The 19,235-nt window shown below is 68.3% G+C and carries 18 protein-coding genes; 8 read left to right on the top strand and 10 right to left on the bottom strand.

The features are described from left to right. Positions 1-178: 178 nt before the first annotated feature. The 6 genes from ACZ7KI_RS13965 to ACZ7KI_RS13940 form a co-directional block, all read right to left on the bottom strand. The gene (locus tag ACZ7KI_RS13965; protein ID WP_470273514.1) at positions 179-826 is read right to left on the bottom strand and encodes a response regulator; all 648 of its coding nucleotides are present in this window, start codon (positions 824-826) and stop codon (positions 179-181) included. 236 nt (positions 827-1,062) lie between these two features. Beyond that, entirely contained in the window at positions 1,063-1,899 is an 837-nt protein-coding gene (locus ACZ7KI_RS13960; protein WP_470273513.1) for an NAD(P)H-binding protein, read from the bottom strand. Positions 1,900-1,909: 10 nt separating this feature from the next. Then, the gene (locus ACZ7KI_RS13955) at positions 1,910-3,268 is read right to left on the bottom strand and encodes an MFS transporter (protein WP_470273512.1); all 1,359 of its coding nucleotides are present in this window, start codon (positions 3,266-3,268) and stop codon (positions 1,910-1,912) included. Between the two features lie 250 nt (positions 3,269-3,518). Beyond that, entirely contained in the window at positions 3,519-4,058 is a 540-nt protein-coding gene (locus tag ACZ7KI_RS13950) for a GtrA family protein (protein WP_465507019.1), read from the bottom strand. A gap of 126 nt (positions 4,059-4,184) precedes the next feature. After that, positions 4,185-4,685 (bottom strand): GtrA family protein, encoded by a 501-nt coding sequence (locus ACZ7KI_RS13945; protein ID WP_470273511.1) that lies wholly within the window; start codon positions 4,683-4,685, stop codon positions 4,185-4,187. Between the two features lie 12 nt (positions 4,686-4,697). Beyond that, a complete protein-coding gene (locus ACZ7KI_RS13940; RefSeq protein ID WP_470273510.1) occupies positions 4,698-6,962 on the bottom strand; it encodes a sigma-70 family RNA polymerase sigma factor in 2,265 nt (754 codons plus the stop codon). 257 nt (positions 6,963-7,219) lie between these two features. On the opposite strand from ACZ7KI_RS13940, the gene ACZ7KI_RS13935 reads away from it, so the two are divergent. From ACZ7KI_RS13935 to purE, 5 genes are all read left to right on the top strand, one after another. Further along, positions 7,220-8,092, top strand: a complete 873-nt coding sequence (locus tag ACZ7KI_RS13935; RefSeq protein WP_470273509.1) for a GGDEF domain-containing protein — start codon at positions 7,220-7,222, stop codon at positions 8,090-8,092. A gap of 79 nt (positions 8,093-8,171) precedes the next feature. Then, a complete protein-coding gene (locus ACZ7KI_RS13930; protein ID WP_470273508.1) occupies positions 8,172-9,524 on the top strand; it encodes a glycosyltransferase 87 family protein in 1,353 nt (450 codons plus the stop codon). Further along, a complete protein-coding gene (locus ACZ7KI_RS13925; RefSeq protein WP_470273507.1) occupies positions 9,499-10,704 on the top strand; it encodes a glycosyltransferase 87 family protein in 1,206 nt (401 codons plus the stop codon). The genes ACZ7KI_RS13930 and ACZ7KI_RS13925 overlap by 26 nt, the downstream gene beginning before the upstream one ends. A gap of 45 nt (positions 10,705-10,749) precedes the next feature. Continuing rightward, positions 10,750-11,934, top strand: a complete 1,185-nt coding sequence (locus ACZ7KI_RS13920; protein WP_470273506.1) for a 5-(carboxyamino)imidazole ribonucleotide synthase — start codon at positions 10,750-10,752, stop codon at positions 11,932-11,934. Between the two features lie 9 nt (positions 11,935-11,943). Further along, positions 11,944-12,441: a 5-(carboxyamino)imidazole ribonucleotide mutase gene (gene purE / locus ACZ7KI_RS13915; protein WP_410656335.1), complete on the top strand. Its 498-nt coding sequence runs from the start codon at positions 11,944-11,946 to the stop codon at positions 12,439-12,441. 70 nt (positions 12,442-12,511) lie between these two features. Here the strand turns inward: purE and ACZ7KI_RS13910 are convergent, their stop codons facing one another. Beyond that, positions 12,512-14,161, bottom strand: coding sequence for a class I adenylate-forming enzyme family protein (locus ACZ7KI_RS13910; RefSeq protein ID WP_470273505.1), 1,650 nt, complete (start codon positions 14,159-14,161; stop codon positions 12,512-12,514). A 105-nt stretch (positions 14,162-14,266) separates the two neighbouring features. On the opposite strand from ACZ7KI_RS13910, the gene ACZ7KI_RS13905 reads away from it, so the two are divergent. Both ACZ7KI_RS13905 and ACZ7KI_RS13900 read left to right on the top strand, forming a co-directional pair. Continuing rightward, entirely contained in the window at positions 14,267-15,439 is a 1,173-nt protein-coding gene (locus ACZ7KI_RS13905; RefSeq protein ID WP_007031887.1) for an acyl-CoA dehydrogenase family protein, read from the top strand. 227 nt (positions 15,440-15,666) lie between these two features. After that, positions 15,667-16,095: a hypothetical protein gene (locus ACZ7KI_RS13900; RefSeq protein ID WP_470273504.1), complete on the top strand. Its 429-nt coding sequence runs from the start codon at positions 15,667-15,669 to the stop codon at positions 16,093-16,095. On the opposite strand, the gene ACZ7KI_RS13895 is transcribed toward ACZ7KI_RS13900, so the two are convergent. Then, entirely contained in the window at positions 16,043-16,501 is a 459-nt protein-coding gene (locus ACZ7KI_RS13895; protein ID WP_470273503.1) for a hypothetical protein, read from the bottom strand. The two genes, ACZ7KI_RS13900 and ACZ7KI_RS13895, sit on opposite strands and share 53 nt — an antisense overlap. A gap of 186 nt (positions 16,502-16,687) precedes the next feature. Here ACZ7KI_RS13895 and ACZ7KI_RS13890 point away from each other — a divergent pair, with 186 nt between their 5' ends. Then, positions 16,688-17,113 (top strand): DoxX family protein, encoded by a 426-nt coding sequence (locus ACZ7KI_RS13890; RefSeq protein WP_470273502.1) that lies wholly within the window; start codon positions 16,688-16,690, stop codon positions 17,111-17,113. Between the two features lie 63 nt (positions 17,114-17,176). Here the strand turns inward: ACZ7KI_RS13890 and ACZ7KI_RS13885 are convergent, their stop codons facing one another. Both ACZ7KI_RS13885 and ACZ7KI_RS13880 read right to left on the bottom strand, forming a co-directional pair. Further along, the gene (locus ACZ7KI_RS13885) at positions 17,177-17,884 is read right to left on the bottom strand and encodes a TIGR03089 family protein (RefSeq protein ID WP_470273501.1); all 708 of its coding nucleotides are present in this window, start codon (positions 17,882-17,884) and stop codon (positions 17,177-17,179) included. Positions 17,885-17,893: 9 nt separating this feature from the next. Next, complete coding sequence (locus ACZ7KI_RS13880; RefSeq protein ID WP_470273500.1) at positions 17,894-19,210, bottom strand: LCP family protein; 1,317 nt, start codon at positions 19,208-19,210, stop codon at positions 17,894-17,896. Positions 19,211-19,235: the final 25 nt, after the last annotated feature.

Below are 19,235 nucleotides of genomic sequence, written 5' to 3'. Positions count from 1 at the left end.
TGGAGGATTTGGGACCTTCACCGTCCCAAATCCTCCACACTCGCACCCCACAGGCATCAGCGATGCCACATCCGAACCACCAAGAGCCGCACTGACCAGCAACTCTGCGACTTTGCCGGGACCCTGCTCTCAAGGTAGGGAAGGAGGCCTTCACGGACTTAAATGGCCGACTCGCTATTCAGCGACCCAGCCCGGCTTCGCGGGCGCGCACGATCGCTTCGGCGCGGTCCGTGACGTGGAGTTTGCTGAACACGTTGGAAATGTGGTTCCGCACGGTTTTCGGGCTGAGACACAGGGTGCTGGCGATGGCGGTGTTGCTGCGCCCGCCGGCGATGAGCGAGAGGACCTCTCGTTCGCGGACGGTCAGTTCCGGGAACACCGTGTCCGCGCTCGGCTGGGAGTGGTTGAAGAAGCCGAGAACCCGCGTCGCGATATCTGGCCCGAAGATCGCTTCGCGCCTTGCCACCGCGTGAACGGCGCGAATGATTTCGTCGGGTTCGGCGTCTTTCAGCAGATATCCGCGGGCTCCGGCTCGCATCGCGGAGAAAACGGATTCGCTTTCGTCCGCCATCGTCAGCATGAGCACGCCGACGTCGGGCTGTTCGGCGACGATGTGCCGGGTCGCTTCGGCGCCGCTGAGGTCGGGCAGGTGCAGGTCCATGACCACGACGTCCGGCACGAGGGCACTCGCCGCGCTGATCGCGTGTGCCCCGCTCGCGGCCTCACCGACCACGTCGATCTGTGGTTCGTTGGCGAGCAGTGTGCACACCCCGAATCGGAACAATGGATGGTCGTCGACCACGAGCACGCGAAGGCGTTCGTTCATCCGGTTCTCCCCCTGTCTCCCCGACGCGGCACGCTAACGAGAGGGCCGGTCGCGGACAACGCGTGGTCCGGACAGCGGACCGGCGAGAATTAAACGCCCGATGAGTGTCGCGTATCGCGGGGTTCCGCCCAAGTCATTAACCCTTTCGGCCCAGGCGGGGGAGCAAGGGACCTTTGCTAGCGTTCGTTAGTGCACTAACTAACGGGAGCAAAGGTCCCTTGCTCTCTTTCCGCAGGTCAGGCGAAGGCGGCGGCGTGCTCGCGAGCCCAGTCGGCGAACGTGAGCGGTGCCCGGCCGAGGAGTTCGCGGACGGTGCCGAACACGATCTCCTCGTTCCCGGCGGACTGCCGTTTGAGCTCGAAGAGCCCGTCGACGCTCGAAGCGGGCCAGCCGTACCCGAGCATCCGGGCGCGGGCGTCGGCTTCGGGCTCTTCGACGTAGGTCAGCTGACGTCCGAGGACGTCGCCCAGGATCTCGACCTGCTGTCGCGTCGTGAGGGCCTCGCCCCCGGTGATCGGATACGTCTTGCCCGCGTGCCCGTCGGTGGTCAGCACGGTCGCGGCGATTTCGGCGATGTCGCGGACGTGCACCAGCGCGGACGCCGGATCGCCTTCCGGGACCCGGATGACACCGTCGCCGCGCACGGCGTGCAGCCAGGCGAACCGGTTGTCCATGAACGTGCCGGGACGCAGGATCGTCCAGTCCGGCCCGGCCTCGCGGACGGCCTCCTCGGCCGCGGCGTGCATCGAGGAGAGCGGATCCGGCTGTCCGAAATGGACACCGGTGGTGGAGAGCTTGACGAGCCGGTCGACGCCGGTGGCCGCCTTGACCACCGCGCGTTCCTGGGCGAGACCGTCCGAGCCGTGCCCGGAAGTGAGGATGAAGACGCGATCGACGCCGTCGAGCAGCGCGGGATCGAAGGCGTCGAGATCGCCTGCGGCGACTTCGGCGCGCGGATCGAGGCGGGCTCGGGCGGGATCACGGGTCAGCGCGCGTACGCGAGCGCCCCTGTCCAGCAGCATGGGAACGAGTTCGCGGCCGATTTTGCCGGTGGAACCGAGAACGAGAATCATCGAAAACTCCTTAGTGGTGGCGCCGCAGCGGGACGCGCGGCAGGAAAAGGGCGGCGGCGAGGCCGATCACGAGGGCGGGGACCATCACCCAGAACACGCCGTTGAGCGCGGAGGCATAGCCGGCGGGACTGTCGGTGCCGAACGCACTCGTGAACACCGCGCCGAAAACGGTCAGCCCGGCCGTGGTGCCGAGGGAACGCAGGAAGCCGACGGTCGCCGAAACGGCGCCGAGGTCGGTGCGGGGGACGTTCTGCTGGGCGGCCATGGAGAGCACCTGCATGTTGAGCCCCGCGGCCGAGCCGAACACGACGAGATAGGCGACGACGAGCGGCAACGGCGTCGATTCGTCCATTGTGGACATCGCGAGGGCGGCGGCGAGGCCGAGCGTCATGCTGAGGATCGGTGCCCAGCGGTAGGCGCCGGTCTTGGCGATGATCCGGCCGGCGACCATCGACGACGCGGCGACCGCGAGCGTCATCGGCAGCAGCAGGAGCCCGGCTTCCGCGGGACCGGCGCCGCCCGCGGTCTGCAGGAAGAGCGCCAGGTAGTTGACCGAACCCAGGAAGACGAACCCGGCCGCGGCACTGGCGAGCACGCTCAGGCTGAACATCCTGGCGCGGAACAGCCGGAGCGGGATGATCGGTTCGGCCGCCCGGCGCTCGATGAGCAGGAAAGCGACGAGCAGCACGGCGCCGATCGACGCGGACAGCGGCGTCGCCAGGGTCAGTCCGACGATCGCGCCGGACAGGGTGACGATGCCGGCGAAGTCGAACGGTGCGGTCGTCCGTCGTCGTTCGAGCCGGAGGAAGCGCGCGACGGCGACGAGGGCGACCAGCCCGATCGGCACGTTGACCAGGAAAATCGACCGCCAGCCCGCGAGGTCGGTCAGCACCCCGCCGACGACCGGGCCCGCCAGCGAGGAGCCGGCGAAACAGATCGAAAACCAGGCGAAATAGCGGGCGCCGTCGCGACCGGGGAACAGTTCGCCGATGATCGCGGCGACCGTGACGAACAGGCCGCCGGAGCCGATGCCCTGCAGGACGCGGGCGGCGATCAGCAGCGGCATCGTCGGCGCGAGCGCGCAGGCGAGGGAGCCGAGGACGAACAACGCGATCGCGGCGAGAACGACGCGTTTGCGGCCGAAGAGGTCACCGAGTTTTCCGTAGACGGGCGCGCTGACGCTGCCGGCCAGCAGGTAGGCGGTGGTGACCCAGGCGAACGACGCGGCGCCGCCGAGTTCGCCGACCATGCGCGGTAGGGCGGTCGCGATGACCTGGGTGTCGAGCATCGCCAGGAACACGGCGGCGAAGAGCCCGACGAGGGCAAGGGTGTTTTGGACGCGCGGAGGCGCGCCGAGAGCGGTGCTCAAGAAAGAGGTCCATTCACTGGAAGAAACGAGGGAACGCGAAGGACGCGGAGCGCTGCTTGCGAAAGCAGCCCCGGCATCCCCGCCAAGACGGGAAAAGGCTCAACCGTCATCCGAACCGGATGCGGTCCTCTTCGCGCTTGGCGATCACCTCGAATTCGTCCCGCTCGACCGTACGAACCCGGCCGGCGTCATCAGTGAAGGAACGTTGACATGGATGACCCTAGGCAATCACATGTCTTTTGGCAAGTACTTAAGGGAGCGGGATGACGTCTTCGTCCGGCTCGTCGCTGTCACGACGGCGTTTCCCCAGCTCATCCGGGAAGACCCACTTCTTGAAACCCCAGAAGCGGAAGAACATCGCCAGGAGCATGCCGATGATCGACCCGCTCGTGAAGTCCGCGAACTCCTGGACGAACCGCGTCACGTGCGGTACTTCGAGATCGAAGATGTAGCGCGAGGTGTACAGCGGGATCAGGTTGACCACCACGGCGATCCCGCTGATCACGAAGAAGAGCGCCGCCTCGTGATGCCGCTCGCGGCCGCCGCGGGTCCGGAAGGACCATTCGCGGTTGAGGATGTACGACACGATCGTCGCGACGATGATCGCGATCGCCTTCGCGGTGGTCGGCTTCGACTCCAGCACGCTGAGCTTCAGCAGGTACCAGACGCCGTTGTCGACGAGGAACGTCGTGCCGCCGACGATCCCGAACTTCAGCAGTTCACGGTGCTTGATCAGCACGGATCGGAACGGCTCCGGCGTCCGGGAAAGGACGGATTCGACCACGGTCACCCGGCCAGTCTAATTCGCGCGGGCCATCGAACGGGCTGGTAGGGGCATAGCCGGAGCGTTATATGACGCTTTGGGCGATTCTTCGGGCAGCGGGGGAGCAAGGGACCTTTGCTCTCACTCCGCAGGTCAGGCGGCCTTGTCGGCCGGCTCGTCCGGAGTGCGCCGCCCGCCGCCCCGCAGCAGCCGCGGCCGCGCGTCCGTGTCCGGGAACACCCACTTCTTGAACGACCACCAGCGGAACACCGTGCCCAGCAGCGTCCCGACGAGCACGCCGCTGACGAAGTCCGCGATCTCCTGCGTCAGCAGCCCGACGTGCGGCTGCTCCAGGCCGAGCACGTACCGCGAAACCAGCTGCGGAAGCGCGTTGAGCCCGAGCGCGATCGCGCTGAGCAGGAAGAAGAGCGCGGCCTCGTGTGCCCGCTCACGGCCGCCCCGGGTGCGAAAGGACCATTCGCGATTCGCCACGTAGGAGAAAACGGTCGCCACCAGGACACCGATGATCAGCGCGGTCACCGGTTTGTCGGTCAGCACGGTGAACTTCAGCCCGTAGGTGATCGTCATCGTGATGACGAAACTCGCACCCCCGACCATGGCGAAACGCAGCAGTTCCCGATGTTTCGCCAGCATGAGGGCACGCTACTAAAAGAGACCCCCGATGACCCCGTCGGGCTCCACGGTCGGCTTCGACTTACCCGGCCGCGGCGGCGCGCTCGTGGTCGTGGGCGGCGGGGCCGGCTCCTGTTTCGCAGGCTCCGAAGGTGTCGCGGACGGCGAAGGCTTCTTCGACGGAGCAGGCCATCCAGGTCGCCCTGGCTTCGTTGTCTCCGATGTCGCCGGAGGCTTCGAAGTGACCGACGGCAGCGAAGGTGGCGTGGTCGGCGGAAGCAGCGCCGAGTCGTCACACCAGTGGTGCCAGCAGCCGAAGTAGACCTCCACCGGCTTCGCCTTCGCGACCCCGAGGGTGGCGTTCACCGTCACCGGGAGGTTGTCCGCCGGACGGCCCTTCAAGCGGACCCACAGGCTGACCTGGCGCCCCGGAGCCAGCGAGCCGCGCGAAGTGCACGACGCGCCTTCGCCGGTCGGGCGGCACGGGATGCCGTACACGCTCCATGAGGTGAGCACAGGGTGGTCGAGGGTGATCGTCACCGGCTTCGTCGACTTGCCCGTGTTCTTCACGCGGACCAGCACCAGCGGGTTCCGGTTCCAGGGGAACGCCGACAGCCCGTCGCTCTCGGCCCGCAGGTAGAGGTCGTCCGGCGGCGCCGGCACCTTGACCTTCACCGCGACCGACACCTTGATCTGCGCGCCCGCCGTCACCGAACCGGTCACCATGCTGCCGTCGACGGCCGTTTCGTCGGCGAGGAGCCGGAACGTCAGCACCGCGGACTGCCCCGGTTCGAGCCCGGTACCGGTCTTGCAGGTCACCGTGCCGGTGCCGCCGGGGCAGTTCACCGTGATCGGAGCGGGCGCCTGCTGCCGGAAGCCGGTGACGCCCGGCGCGCCCCCGCCGCCGGCGGGCACGGCCGTCACGCCCTTCGGCAGGTTCAGCGAGACCGCCACGGGCTCGGACTTCGATCCACCGTCGTTGCGCACGGTGATCGGCAGGTTCGCTTCTTCACCCGGCTGGAGCTGAACGCCACCGGGCGGGGTCGACGCCGTCATTGCCGGAGGCGACGGGATCGCCGGCGACGAGGGCGGAGGTTGTTCCGCGGGCGGAGGCTGCTCGGCCGGCGGCGGTTGCTGCGCGGGCGGAGGCTGAGCAGGAGGTTGCTGGGCCGGGGGTGGCTGAGCCGGCGGTGGCTGCTGCGCGGGCGGCGGTTGCTGTGCCGGAGGAGGTTGCTGTGCGGGAGGAGGTTGCTGTGGCGGCGGAGCGGCGGGTGCCGCGGCGGGCGGCGGGACCGATGCCGCCGCGGGGATCTCCTGGGTTCCGCCACCGGCGGCGAGTGCCACCGCGACGGCGGCGACGATGGCCGCGCTCGATCCGGCCACTCCGGCGAACTGACGCGGTCCGGCCGCGGCGGCGCCCGCCGCTCCGCCCGAACTCGAACCCGCGGCGGCGGCCGTCGCGGCCGCGGTGACCGCGCCCGCCTTGCCCGCCCCGGCGGTGGCCAGGTAGCCGAGCGCCGCGCCACCGAGCACGATCGGCGCGATGATCCCGCGCAGACCGCCGTTGATGTCGGCCAGTTCCGCGGCCAGCGCGCGGCATTTCTCGCATTCGTCCAGGTGGTTCTCCACCTGCGCCCGCTCGCGTTTGGACAAGCCGTCGCGGGTCCACGCGCCGAGCTTGTCCGCACTCGCGCGGCAGCGTTCACCGGCGTTCTCGGCCAGGTGGACCTGCAGATACGCCTGCCGGAGGCCTTCGCGGGCCCGGTAGGCCAGTGCGGAGACGCCGTTCGCGGTCAGCCCCAGCAGCGGCGCGACCTCGGCGGGGCTCTGTCCCTCGATCTCGGTGTGCCACAGCACCGCCTGCCACCGTTCGGGCAGCCGGGCGAACGCCTTCGCGGCGAGCGTGCGCTCGAGCCCGGCGACGGCGGTGTCGGAGAAGGGGACAGTCAGCGCTTCGCCGACGGCGCCGCCGACGTCGGACATGTCCTCGTTCAGGTCGACGCGCTTTTCCTTGCGCGTCTTGTCATAGGCGGTGTGCCGGAGCGCTGTCAGCAGGTACGCGCGGAACGCCGTTTCGGGACCTTTGCCGCCACGCAGCGTGTCCAAGACCTTCGCGAAGGCTTCCGAAACGAGGTCGTCGGCTTCCGAACTCGACCGGGCGAGCTGGCGGGCGAGGTTGTGCGCCGCGCCGGCGTGACGTTCGTAAAGCGTTCCGTACGACGCGATCTTCCCGTCACGCACCTCGGCGATCAGCTCGGCGTCACTCTTACCGGAGAGATCGGCGGGAACGATGGACACGGGACTCCTTCAGCTGCTGGTTGGGCGGGTTCTACTCGTCTTGACGCCCGAACAGGCCCAGTGTGACGGACCGGGCGACGTACGTCACCTCGCGGCCCCGCCGATGACCCGGAGGGCGCAACAGCTTCACCCGCGCCGGGTTACCGAAGAGTTCGGAAAGATCCTTGGAAAACGCCGTCACACCCGTCGTGGACCGGCGTCCCCACCGTGAAGCGATCGCAAGATCGACAAGATCAGGACGGAAGGGGCGGTGGCCAGTGGACGTACCGGCGACCGGTGCGCCGTCCGGGGGACCCGACGGGCAAGCCGCCTGGAACCGGTTCGAACGAGATCGCTCTCTCCGCGCCCTGCGGGCCCGCTGGCGAACAGCGAGCCTGGCCTCGGGCTGGCGTTTTCCCAGTGACTGGGGCCTCCCCGAGGTCGACGCCGTCTGCGCGGCGGTGATCAAGAACGGACGGGCCGTCACCGCCGAGGTGGCGGAGACCGCCCTCGCGGGACTGGGCAGGGCACGCGCCGCGGCGGGTGCGGGACTGGCCGAGACACTCGCGGATCTCGCGGCGTTGCACGCGGTGCTCGCCGACCCGGACGCGGTGGACGGTTTCGTCGCACCGGATGTCGACTCCACCCCATCCCGGTTACTCCGGGTGACGGCGTTGGCGTGGGCGGACGTGGCGACCGATCAGCTCGTGAACACGGAAGTGACCGAACCGCTCACCGGCTTGCCCACCGCCGCGTACCTGAGGACGCGGTTGAGTGAGCTGTACCGCCAGGCCCGCCGCGACGAGCGGCCGGTCTCGGAGGCGCACACGCTGCTGGTGGTCTCGATGGACTTCAGCGCCGTCGCGGGCTGGCCACGACTGACCGCGATGATCCTGGTGGCGGACGCGCTGAAGCAGGTGTTCGACGGCGGGGAGAGCGTCGCCTCGATCGGGCCGTCGGTCGCGGGCGCGCTGGTGTCGAAGGACGTGAGGCTCGCTTCGTCCGGCGTCGCGCTCCGAAGGGCGCTCAACGAGCGGCTTTCGGTGGACGCCCAGCTCCGCGATACCGGCCGTCCGCGGATTTCGGCGGTCCGGCTCCCGCCGTCCTACGACGCGGCCTGCGATCTGCTCACCTCACTCGCCCGTTCCTGAGGGGTTAGCGCAAGACGTTCTCCAGGTCACGGGCGACCCGGTCGACCAGCGACGACCCGGTTCATGATTTCCTGTTTCCGTGACCCGGACTGTTCCCGCCGATCCGAACGGCGACGTTTCGGCGAGCCGACCGCAGCATCGCCTTTCGTTGCGCAAGTCGCTCGCCCGCTTGTCGGTCCGGCCGAGGTCGATCCTGATCCTCTCGGTGATCCCGCTGGTCGCGATCGGTTTCGGTATCTGGGGCTGGCAGCACGAATGGGTGCTGGGCGTGGACAGCGCGGTGTACCGCGCCGGCGCCGAGACGTTGCTCAACGGCGATCCGCTGTACGACGCCAACACCCTTCCGGTGGAGCCGTGGTGGGCGCTGCTGCCGTTCACCTATCCGCCGACGGCCGCGCTGCTGTTCATCCCGCTCGCGCTGGTCCCGACACAGGTCGCCTGGGGGCTGCTGACCGCCGTCTCGCTACTGGCGATGGCCCTGTGCGTCCGGATCGCCATCGGCGCGCTGCCGAAGCCGCCTGCCGACGGTCCCCGCTGGTGGGCCTCGCCCGCCCGCTCCACGATCGCGTTCTTTTTGGTGTTCCTCGGCCTCGAACCGGTCTGGCGCACGATCTTCCTCGGTCAGATCAACCTGATCCTGATGGCGCTGGTGATGCTCGACATCCTGGTCATCGGCGCCCGCGGCAGCCGCTGGGGCGGGGTGCTCGTCGGTGTCGCGGCCGCGGTGAAACTCACCCCGATCGTCTTCCTCGGGCATCTGTTCATCACCGGCCGCCGGATGGACGCCGTCCGCGGGCTCGTCACGTTCGTCGTGATGCAGGGCTTGATGTTCCTGATCATCCCGCACGACGCGGCCCGCTACTGGACCTACACCCTGCCCGACACCGGCCGCATCGGTCCGGTGCACTGGGCGGGGAACCAGTCGCTGAACGCGCTGATGAACCGCTTCACCGAGCTCGCGCCCTGGGCGTCGAAGGCGGCGATGGGGATCGGCGCGCTGCTCGCGATCCCGGCGATCTGGCTGGTGCTGCGCTTCCACCGCAAGGGCCAGGCGCTCGCGGCGATGCTGGTGACGGCGTTCTGGATCCTGCTGGTCTCGCCGATCTCCTGGACCCATCACTGGGTCTGGGTCGTGCCGCTGGTCGTCCTGCTGGTCTCGCGCCTGCCGGAGACCACGCCAGCCACCGCGTGGAAACGCTGGCTCGGCACCTTCGCGGTGTTCTTCGTCTTCATCAGCTGCGTGCTGCTGATCCTGCCGAACGGCCGTAACGTCGAGCTGCACTGGAAGGTGTGGCAGAACATCCTCGGCAGCGCGTACATCTTCATGCCGCTGGTGCTGGCACTCGCACTCGCCGGACGATGGTGGTACCTGCGCCGGAAACGACGCTCCGCAGATACCGAAAAGCATGCTGAAGTCGCGACCGGCGGCTGAGCCCCGGGTAGTCGGATTCGCGCTGGCGGGTGCGCTCGCCCTGGCGATGCTCGTGGTGGGCATCGTCGCCTGGCTCGGCGAATGGCACCTCGGCGCGGACAGCGCCGTCTACCGCGCCGGCGCGCTCACCCTGCTGAAGGGCGAACCGCTCTACACCCGCGAAGCGCTGACGACGCTGCCGCCGTGGGTGCTGCTGCCGTTCACCTACACCCCGGCCGCGGCGCCGCTGTTCCTGCCGCTCGCGATCGTCCCGGCGGGGTTGACCTGGGGCGTCGTCGGCGCGCTTTCCCTGGTCTGCCTCAGCGTCGTGATCTCCGTTGTCGCCCGGGCTTGTGGCGCCCCCATCACCCGGTGGTGGGTCCTGCCGCTGGCCACGGCGGGCGCGCTGGCCCTGGAGCCGGTCTGGAAGACGATCTTCCTCGGGCAGATCAATATCGTCCTGATGGCGTTGATCGTCCTCGACGTCCTGGTGCTTTCGGCGCGTGGTTCGCGGTGGGCCGGGGTGCTGATCGGGATCTCGGCCGCGATCAAACTGACGCCGTTGATCTTCGTGCCGCATCTGCTGTTCACCGGCCGCTGGAAGGACGCGCTGCGGGCGCTCGGCACGTTCGCCGCGCTCGAAGCGGTGATGTTCGCGGTGATCCCCGGCGACGCCTTCCGGTTCTGGACCGAAGCGGCCACCGATCCCAGCCGGGTCGGCTCCGTGCACTGGATCTTCAACCAGTCACTCAACGGGCTGGTGAACCGCGCTTCGGAACTCGCGCCGTGGTCGCTGACGGTGGCCATCGCGATCGCCGCGATCCTGGCCGTCCCCGCCGTCTGGCTGGTCGTGCGCCTGCACCGCGGCGGTGATCCGGTCGGCGCGCTGCTGGTGACGGCGTTCTACGGGCTGTTGCTCTCGCCGGTGTCCTGGTCACACCACTGGGTGTGGACGGTGCCGCTGCTGGTCCTGCTCGTCGTCCGCCGATCGTGGGTTCCGGCCGCGGGCGTCGCGGTGCTGTTCGTGAGCGGCGTGATCATGTTCGTCCCCAACGGCGGGGACACCGAGTTCGGCTGGGGGCTGGGCTGGTCGCTGCTCGGCAACGTCTACGTGCTCGCGGCTGCGACGGCCATCACAGGACTGGCGGTTCGGGAGCTGCGGCGCGGGTCCGCCCAGGTCGCGGCGGTGGCGGCCAAGTAATCTCATCCGCGGCATCGGCTTTGAGAGCGGGAGTGTGCGGCAGTAGTGGACAAGCGAACCGGTCTTCCGATCGTCGGCATGGTGGGCGGCGGGCAGCTGGCCAGGATGACCCATCAGGCGGCGATCTCCCTCGGCCAGTCCCTGCGCGTGCTGGCGGCAGGGGAGAACGACTCCGCGGGCCTCGTCGCGGGCGAGGTCGTGCAAGGGCATCACACGGATCTCGAAGCGCTGCGCTCGTTCGCCGCCGGGGTCGATGTGCTGACCTTCGACCACGAGCACGTTCCCGGCGAGCACCTGCTGACGCTCGCGATGGAAGGCGTCACCATCCGGCCCGATCCGGCCGCGCTGTCGATGGCGCAGAACAAACTCGTCATGCGCGAGATGATGGCCGGACTCGAGATCCCCGGTCCCGAATTCGCCGAAGTGTCCGCTGTGGACGATGTGATCTCCTTCGGTGACAAGCACTCCTGGCCTGTCGTGCTGAAGGCGGCGCAGGGCGGCTACGACGGCCGCGGCGTCTGGATGCTCGACACCGCGCAGCACGCGCGCGAGACCGTCCCCGAACTGCTCGACGCCGGAACCCCTTTGCTGGTCGAGGAAAAGGTCGTCATGCGGCGCGAACTGTCCGCGCTGGTGGCCAGGTCCCCGTTCGGACAGGGCGCGGCGTGGCCGGTGGTGGAGACCGTGCAGTCCGGTGGGATCAACACCGAGGTGCTCGCGCCCGCGCCGGGACTGAGCTACGAGCGCACGCAGCAGGCGCAGGACCTCGCGCTGCGGATCGCCGCGACGCTGAACGTGACCGGGTTGCTCGCCGTCGAGTTGTTCGAGACCGACGAAGGGCTGCTGGTCAACGAACTCGCGATGCGCCCGCACAACTCGGGACACTGGACGCAGGACGGTTCGCGGACCTCGCAGTTCGAGCAGCATCTTCGGGCCGTGCTCGACTATCCGCTCGGGGCGACCGATCTGATCGCTCCCGCCTGCGTGATGGCGAACGTCCTCGGTGCGCCCGAAGCACCCGAGATGGGACCGGACGAGCGGCTGCATCACCTTTTCGCGCGATACCCGGACGTCCGCGTTCACCTGTACGGCAAGGGAGAACGCCCCGGCCGCAAACTCGGCCACGTCAATTTCGTGGGCGAACGCATGGAGGAGTTGCGCGACCGCGCGCTGCTCTCCGCGCACTGGCTTTCCCACGCCGTCTGGCTCGACGGCTACGAAATTCACTAGGAGTTGGAGATGTCGCCGCAGGTTGGCCTGATCATGGGCAGCGATTCGGACTGGCCGACGATGGAAGCGGCCGGGCAGGCGCTGGCCGAGTTCGGCGTCGAATACGAGGTCGGCGTCTACTCGGCGCACCGCACTCCGCAGCGGATGCTCGACTACGCGACGTCGGCCGCTTCGCGCGGCGTACGCGTGATCATCGCTGGTGCCGGCGGTGCCGCGCACCTGCCGGGCATGGTCGCGTCGGCGACGGTGCTGCCGGTGATCGGCGTGCCGGTGCCGCTGAAGTACCTCGACGGCATGGACTCGCTGCTTTCGATCGTGCAGATGCCCGCCGGTGTCCCGGTGGCGACGGTTTCCGTTGGCGGGGCACGGAACGCGGGCTTGCTCGCGGTGCGGATCCTCGCCGCTTCCGACGAGGGACTGCAGGCGAAGATGGCCCGGTTCCAAGCGGATCTCGAGCAGCTGGTGCTCGACAAGGACGCCGCCCTGCGCAAACGCGTCGAAGGCTGAGCGCGTTTCGTCCTCTGAATGCGGTAGTTCGACGACGAACCACCGCATTCAGAGGACGAAACACGTGACGTCAGTCGGCGAGCTGCTTCCGCAGTTCCCGCTTGAGCACCTTCCCGGCGGCCGAAACCGGGATCTGGTCGACGAAGTGGATCGCTCGCAGCCGTTTGTACGGCAGGACACGTTCGCCCACCGCCTCCATGAGCTGCTCCGCCGTGACGTTCTCGTCGTTGCGGACCACGAAGGCGACCGGCAGTTCGCCGACCTCGGTGTCCGGTTTGCCGACGACGGCGGCGGCCGAGACGCCGGGCAGGGTGATCAGCAACTCTTCGAGCTCGCGCGGGAAGACGTTGTATCCCTTGTACAGCAGCATGTCCTTCTTACGGTCCACTATGGACAAGTAGCCGTCCTCGTCGAGGATGCCGATGTCGCCGGTGTGCAGCCAGCCGTCGACGAGCGCGGCCGCGGTCTCCTCCGGGCGGTTGCGATAGCCGGTCATCACCTGTGGCCCGCGTATGCACACCTCGCCGCGTTCCCCGGCAGGTAAGGGGTCTTCGCCGCCTTCGGCAGGGACGATCTTGATTTCGGTATCCGGCAACGGCAGCCCGACCGAGCCGACCTTCCGCATGGCGGAACGGTAGGACGGCGCGATGACCGCGCCCATGGTGACCTCGGTGAGGCCGTAGCCCTCGGTGATGATCACGCCGGGGAACCGGTTCTGCAGGGCGCGGATCATCTCGTGGTTCATCGGCGCCGCCCCGGAGCCGATGCTCAGCACTGAAGACAGGTCGGCCGTGTGGAAGGCCGGGCAGGCGAGCAGCGCCGCGAACAGCGCGGGCGCGCCGCCGATGGTGGTGACCCGCAGCATCTCGGCGTCGGCCACGTACGCGGCCGGGTCGAAACGGTCGTGCAGAACGACGGTGCCGCCGTCGAGCAGCGGGACGTTGAGAGCGGCGATGGTGCCCATCGCGTGGAACCACGGCGTCAGATTGAGCGCGATCCCGGTGCCGATCCGAGACGGCCACTCGTCCGGTTCGCCGAGCTGGTCGACGGTCACTTCGCCGGCGTCATCGAGCACGGGGACCGCCCCCAGCCGCCAGCAGGAACTCTGCAGGCTGTTGACCACCACGTTCCGGTGCGGCAAGCAGACGCCTTTGGAACGACCGGTTGTGCCGCCGGTGTACGCCAGATGGGCGAGATCGCGATAGACGTCGATCTCCACGTCCGGTCGCTCGTCGGAGTGATCGGCGTAGAACTTCGTGAACTCGACTTCGCCCTCGCCCGCTGCTTCGGGCGGGTGAACGACGATGCTCAGACGCACCGACGTCCGGTCTCGGATCGAAGCGAGCACCCGCGCGACAGGACCGACGGTGACGGCGGCGACCGCACCGGCGTCGGCGAGCTGGAAGGCGAGGTCGTCCGGTGGGAGCAGGGGGTTCGCCGGGCTGAAGGTGGCACCCGCGAGCAGCGTCCCGTAGTACGCGACCGGGTACGCCAGGCAGTTCGGCAGGTGGAGCGCGACGACGTCGCCGCGCCCGATGCCCTCCGCGCGCAGCGCGTTCGCGAACCGGCAGGCCGCGCTGTACGTCTCGGCGAAGGTGAGGCTCTGGTCTCCGTGGGCGAAGGCCGTGCGGGAGCCCCAGCGAGCAGCGGCGCCGGCCAGAATCGAGCCGACCGGGACCTCGGGATAGTCGAGCGACCTGGGAAGCTGAGTGAGCTGCATCACCCGAACGTACGGACTTTGCGGCCAAAGACACAAGCGCTCGCGATGTCGCACAATGTGAACGAGCGCTAACATCGGTCGAACTTCCATTCGCGTTATGAAGAGGTGACGAAGGTGTCTGACGGCCCGGGTCTGTACCAGCTTGCCGAGGAGCACGAAGAGCTGCGGGCCGCGGTCCGTGCCCTGGCTGAGAAGGAGATCGAGCCGTACGCGGCCGAGGTCGACGAGAACGAGCGGTACCCGATCGAGGCGTACAACGCGCTGGTCAAGTCGGGTTTCAACGCCGTCCACATCGGCGAGGCCTACGACGGCCAGGGTGCGGACGCCATCGGCGCCTGCATCGTGATCGAAGAGGTCGCGCGCGTCGACGCGTCCGCGTCGCTGATCCCGGCGGTCAACAAGTTGGGTACGCAGCCGATCATCCTTTCGGCGTCGGAAGACCTCAAGAAGCTGGTGCTGCCGTCGATCGCCTCCGGCGAGACCTCGGCGTCGTACGCGCTTTCGGAGCGCGAGGCCGGCTCGGACACCGCGTCGATGCGCACCCGCGCGAAGCTCGACGGTGACCACTGGGTGCTGAACGGCACCAAGTGCTGGATCACCAACGCGGGTGAATCGTCCTGGTACACCGTGATGGCGGTGACCGACCCCAACGCCGAGAAGAAGGCCAACGGCATCTCCGCGTTCGTCGTCCACAAGGACGACCCCGGCTTCACCGTCGGCTCGAAGGAGCGGAAGCTCGGCATCAAGGGCTCGCCGACCCGCGAGATCCACTTCGAGAACTGCACCATCCCGGCCGACCGCATCATCGGCGAGCCCGGCACCGGCCTGAAGACCGCGCTGCGCACCCTCGACCACACCCGCCCGACCATCGGCGCGCAGGCGCTGGGCATCGCGCAGGGCGCGCTCGACGCGTCGATCGCCTACGTCAAGGAGCGCAAGCAGTTCGGCAAGTCGATCTCGGAGTTCCAGGGCGTCCAGTTCATGCTGGCCGACATGGGCATCAAGATCGAGGCCGCCCGGAACCTCGTCTACGCCTCCGCCGCGGCGACCGAGCGCGGCGACAAGCGCGGCGGCTACATGGCCGCGGCCGCGAAGGCGTACGCGTCGGACATCGCGATGTCGGTGACGACGGACGCCGTGCAACTCTTCGGCGGCGCGGGCTACACGCGCGACTTCCCGGTGGAGCGCATGATGCGCGACGCGAAGATCACCCAGATCTACGAAGGCACCAACCAGATCCAGCGCATGGTCATGGCACGCGCCCTGCTCAAGGGCTGACGCACTCGGCCAAGTACGTGAAGGCCCCCTTCACTGCGCTAGACGCAGTGTGAAGGGGGCCTTCACGTACTTCCGGCGTCGAAGACTTCGCATTTAGAGGACGAAATGCGGTGCTTGCGCGTGCAACTACCGCATTTAGAGGACGAAATGCGGGTGTGAGATCGGGCTTCGGTGAGAAGCTTCACGGAGGGGCGGCGATCAAGCGCGGACCCTGTCACTCTCGAAGGATGTTCTGGTCCGCTCCGGTGTCGTGGACACCGCACGACGAGGCCGAGCTGATCGCCGGTTGGCGGTTGTGGCTCGAGCTCGGGGATCGCGCGTGGCCGTCGGCGGCGTGGGACGGGACGGCGGCTGACGTGGTGAGGCCGCTACGTGAGCTGGTCGCGGCCTGCGACGAGATCGAGACGGGCTACCGCAAGGCGGTGGCCGAGCCGTCCGAGGAGTTCATCCGCATCATCCAATTCCTCGTGTTCACCGCCAGCCCGGTGATCGAGTTGTGGGCCGACGACGAGGTTCCGCTCGACGCCGAGCGGATCTCGTTGCTGCACGCGGATCTGGCCGGTTTCGCCGAGCATGCCGAACGGGTGCTCGAGGTGCTGGCGGTCAGTGGGGGCTGGACGGGTCTGGCCGCGGAGCACCGGCGGACGGATCGTTGAGCGATTCCGGCTTCTCGACCCACGCGAACCGTGAGCCCGCCAGGTGCTCGGTCAGCGGGCGAGCCAGCGAGAGCAGGGTCACCGGTGTGTCGTACGGCGCCTCGCCGGGCGCGATCGCGTAGCCGGTTTCGACCACAGAGTCCTCCTGCTCGTCGGACTCGACGTCGTGGCGTAGGACGCCGTCGTCGTTCGACCAAGTGCCACCGAGGACGCGATGGAACTTCAGGACCAGTTCGCCAGGATTGGGCGTCGCCCAAGTGAAGCGGGACACCGCGAACTCGGTGCTCCAGCTCGCCCAGTAGAGCCATCCGGTGCCGTCGCCGCGGAACACCAGGTCGACGGACTCGACGCTGCCCGGATGCAAGATTTCATCCGTCCACATGCCGGTCAGGCGTTCGCCTTTCACGGTGGAGATTTTGCCCGCCGTATGGGGGCAACGTGCGTCACCTTCCACAGAGGGCATGCGGCCGTCCGGGGTGCGCTTCCTGTCGGATACCTGTCGATCACGCTCCGGAGGTGCCATCGGAGGTGCCCGGTGCCTTACCGTCGTACGGGTAAGTTGAATATTCACCTATCAGAAAGCTGATACCTGATGTTCGCTCGTTTCAAGGATGTCGCCCTCCTGCTGGGCCGGATCGGGGTCGGCGTGGTGTTCCTCGCCCATGGCCTGCAGAAATGGGATAACGGGATCGACGGCACCGCGAAGTTCTTCGAGCAGACAGGCATCCCGCTGCCGACGATCGCGGCGATCTTCGCGATCGCGGTGGAGATCGTCGGCGCCATCTTGTTCATCGTCGGTTTCCTGACACCGCTGGTGGGCCTCGGCTTCGTCGTGGTTTCCGTCGGCGCTCTGCTCTCGGTGCACATCGACAACGGCCTGACCGGTCAGGGCGGTTACGAACTGGTGCTCGTCCTGGCGGTCGCCGGGCTCGCGCTCGGTTTCAACGCCGGAAAGCTCTCGCTCGACCACGCGCTCTTCGGGCGCAAGCGTGAGGCGAAGCAGCTTCAGGACGCCTGACCCGCGCGCTATGAAAGGACCTTTCCTTGCAAATTTGGCAAGGAAAGGTCCTTTCATGGCACTTCAGGAGGGGAGATCCGCCGTAGTCCGCTCGGCTTCGCGCCGAGCCGCGAGCTTGGCCGGATCGGCGTTGCTGACCTGGACCAGATGCGCACCGGCCGCGAGCGGCGTCAGGAACCCCGCGAGGATCCCCTCCGCGCCAGTCCATTCCACAGTGGACAGAACGCGGTCGTCCGCGGACAAACTCGCCGAAGAAGCACGGGAACGAGCCTCGGCGAGCACCTCGTCCACAGTGGACGAATCGAGGGCGGGAGTGTCGCCGGGCACGGGGAACAGCGGGCTGAACTGGTCGCCCGAAAGCCGGGCCTCGGTCAAGTAGTCCAGCGCCCCGTCCGGCACGGAACCGGCGGGCAGTCCCAGACCCATCGGGTGCAGCGAGACGACGGCGGTCGCGGACGCCTCGGAAACGCCGTCCGGCGCGATGAACGCCACCCGCGCGCCCGCGGTCTCCGTCACCACCCTCGCGCCGCACCACCACGCGCCCAGCAGGACGCCGGCGGTCTGCCAATGCGACGGCAGCACCACGGCGACCTCGTCACCCGGCTCGACGTCGAACTCGTCGACCAGCCAGTTCGCCGTTTTGGCCGCCCAGTTCACCGTGGTCGCCACGGACAGCTCGACCCGGCTGCCCTGCTTGTCGTCGTAGTGGGTGATCAGCGGTTTCGCGAGCGACCCGAGCAGGGGCCGCAGCAAGAGATCGGTGAGGCTCACGCCTCAACGCTAGTTCACGCAGGGAACGCTCGATGCGGCGAGCAGGGGAGCCGCCCCCGAGGCCCCGCCGCCACCGCCCCGCCCCACCAGGCCGGAGACGAAGGTCCGCACGGCGGCGGGGTCGATCTCGACGATGCTCTGGCCGTCCTCGCTCCGGCCGTTGATGTTCACCACCGGAATGGTCGTGAACGTCAGGTCGCCCGACGCGATGCCCTTCGCCTGCTGAGCGAACTCCAGCAGGTCCAGCCCTTCGTCCAGCACGATCGACCGATGCACGACATCCATCAGGCCGCCCATCGTCGACGGGCTGGTCAGGGTGCCCGCCGAGAGCACCTGGTTCAGCGCCGAGGACAGGAAGGTCTGCTGACGCACGATGCGGTCGAGGTCGCCGCGCGGCAGGTTCTTCCGCTGGCGGACGAAGGACAGCGCCTCGCCGCCGGAGACGACCTGCTCCCCGCGCCGGAAGTTCGCGCCGGAGTCCTTGTCCTCGGTGGCGTGGTTCAGGCAGACCTTGACCCCGCCCAGCGCTTCGGTCAGCAGGTAGAACCCGAGCAGGTTGACCTCGGCGTAGTGGTCGATGCGGATCTGCGTCAGGTCCTGCACGGTCTGGACCAGTGCCTTGCGGCCTTCCTGGTCGGAGTCGCGTTCGAGTTTCGCCTGGTCGGACTCGCCGCGGTGCGCGTTCGCGTAGTTGGCCTTCGCGACGCCGTACGCGGAATTGATCTTGTTCTTGCCGCGGCCGGGGATCTCGGTCCAGGTGTCACGCGGAATCGAGACGCCGGACGGCTTCCCGCCCGTCTTCGGAATGCGCAGGATGATGATGGTGTCGGTGTTGACGCCGGGCTTTTCCTCGGTACGCAGTTCCTTGAGCACCTTCGCCGGCAGCGGATTGCCTTGCGCGTCGGTGCGGGCGTCGCTGCCGACCAGCAGGATGTCGGTCGCGCCGTCGTCGGCGGGCGGTGCGGCGGGATCGTCCGCCTTGCTCAAGGCGTTCGTCGTGGGGACGTTGTTCTGCAACTGGTCTTTGGTGACGTACGCGTAGCCCGTCGTGCTGAGGGCGAGCAGCGACACGAGGCCGAGCGCGATCCGGCGGGTGATCCGCCCGGCGCGGCGCAGCGGGCGCTCGGGCACGGCGAGTACGCCCGAGACCGCTTCGTCCTCGGGCGGGGTGGAGGGCTGGGGGAGCGGGTTCCGGGGGTACGGCGTCGGGACGAAGCGGGGCTCTTCGTCACTCTCGGTGTCCGAGGCCGTGGCCTCTTCCTGCTTCGGCTCTTCGGTGTCCGATGTGTCCGGACGTTCGCCGGTGTCCTTGTCTTCGCTGTCCATCCCTGTTCACCACCCCTCGGGCTGC

The sequence above is a fragment of the Amycolatopsis sp. NPDC039088 genome (assembly GCF_055598845.1).
The sequence above is the reverse complement of the archived record's forward strand: the minus strand, read 5'-3'. Positions and strand labels throughout refer to the sequence as shown.

What these genes read in the sequence shown, in the direction of transcription:
- ACZ7KI_RS13910 (WP_470273505.1), bottom strand. Translation starts at nt 14,161, where the DNA reads ATGCAGCTCACTCAGCTTCCCAGGTCGCTCGACTATCCCGAGGTCCCG.
- ACZ7KI_RS13965 (WP_470273514.1), bottom strand. Translation starts at nt 826, where the DNA reads ATGAACGAACGCCTTCGCGTGCTCGTGGTCGACGACCATCCATTGTTC.
- purE (WP_410656335.1), top strand. Translation starts at nt 11,944, where the DNA reads ATGTCGCCGCAGGTTGGCCTGATCATGGGCAGCGATTCGGACTGGCCG.
- ACZ7KI_RS13890 (WP_470273502.1), top strand. Translation starts at nt 16,688, where the DNA reads ATGTTCGCTCGTTTCAAGGATGTCGCCCTCCTGCTGGGCCGGATCGGG.
- ACZ7KI_RS13925 (WP_470273507.1), top strand. Translation starts at nt 9,499, where the DNA reads ATGCTGAAGTCGCGACCGGCGGCTGAGCCCCGGGTAGTCGGATTCGCG.
- ACZ7KI_RS13900 (WP_470273504.1), top strand. Translation starts at nt 15,667, where the DNA reads ATGTTCTGGTCCGCTCCGGTGTCGTGGACACCGCACGACGAGGCCGAG.
- ACZ7KI_RS13945 (WP_470273511.1), bottom strand. Translation starts at nt 4,685, where the DNA reads ATGCTGGCGAAACATCGGGAACTGCTGCGTTTCGCCATGGTCGGGGGT.
- ACZ7KI_RS13880 (WP_470273500.1), bottom strand. Translation starts at nt 19,210, where the DNA reads ATGGACAGCGAAGACAAGGACACCGGCGAACGTCCGGACACATCGGAC.
- ACZ7KI_RS13960 (WP_470273513.1), bottom strand. Translation starts at nt 1,899, where the DNA reads ATGATTCTCGTTCTCGGTTCCACCGGCAAAATCGGCCGCGAACTCGTT.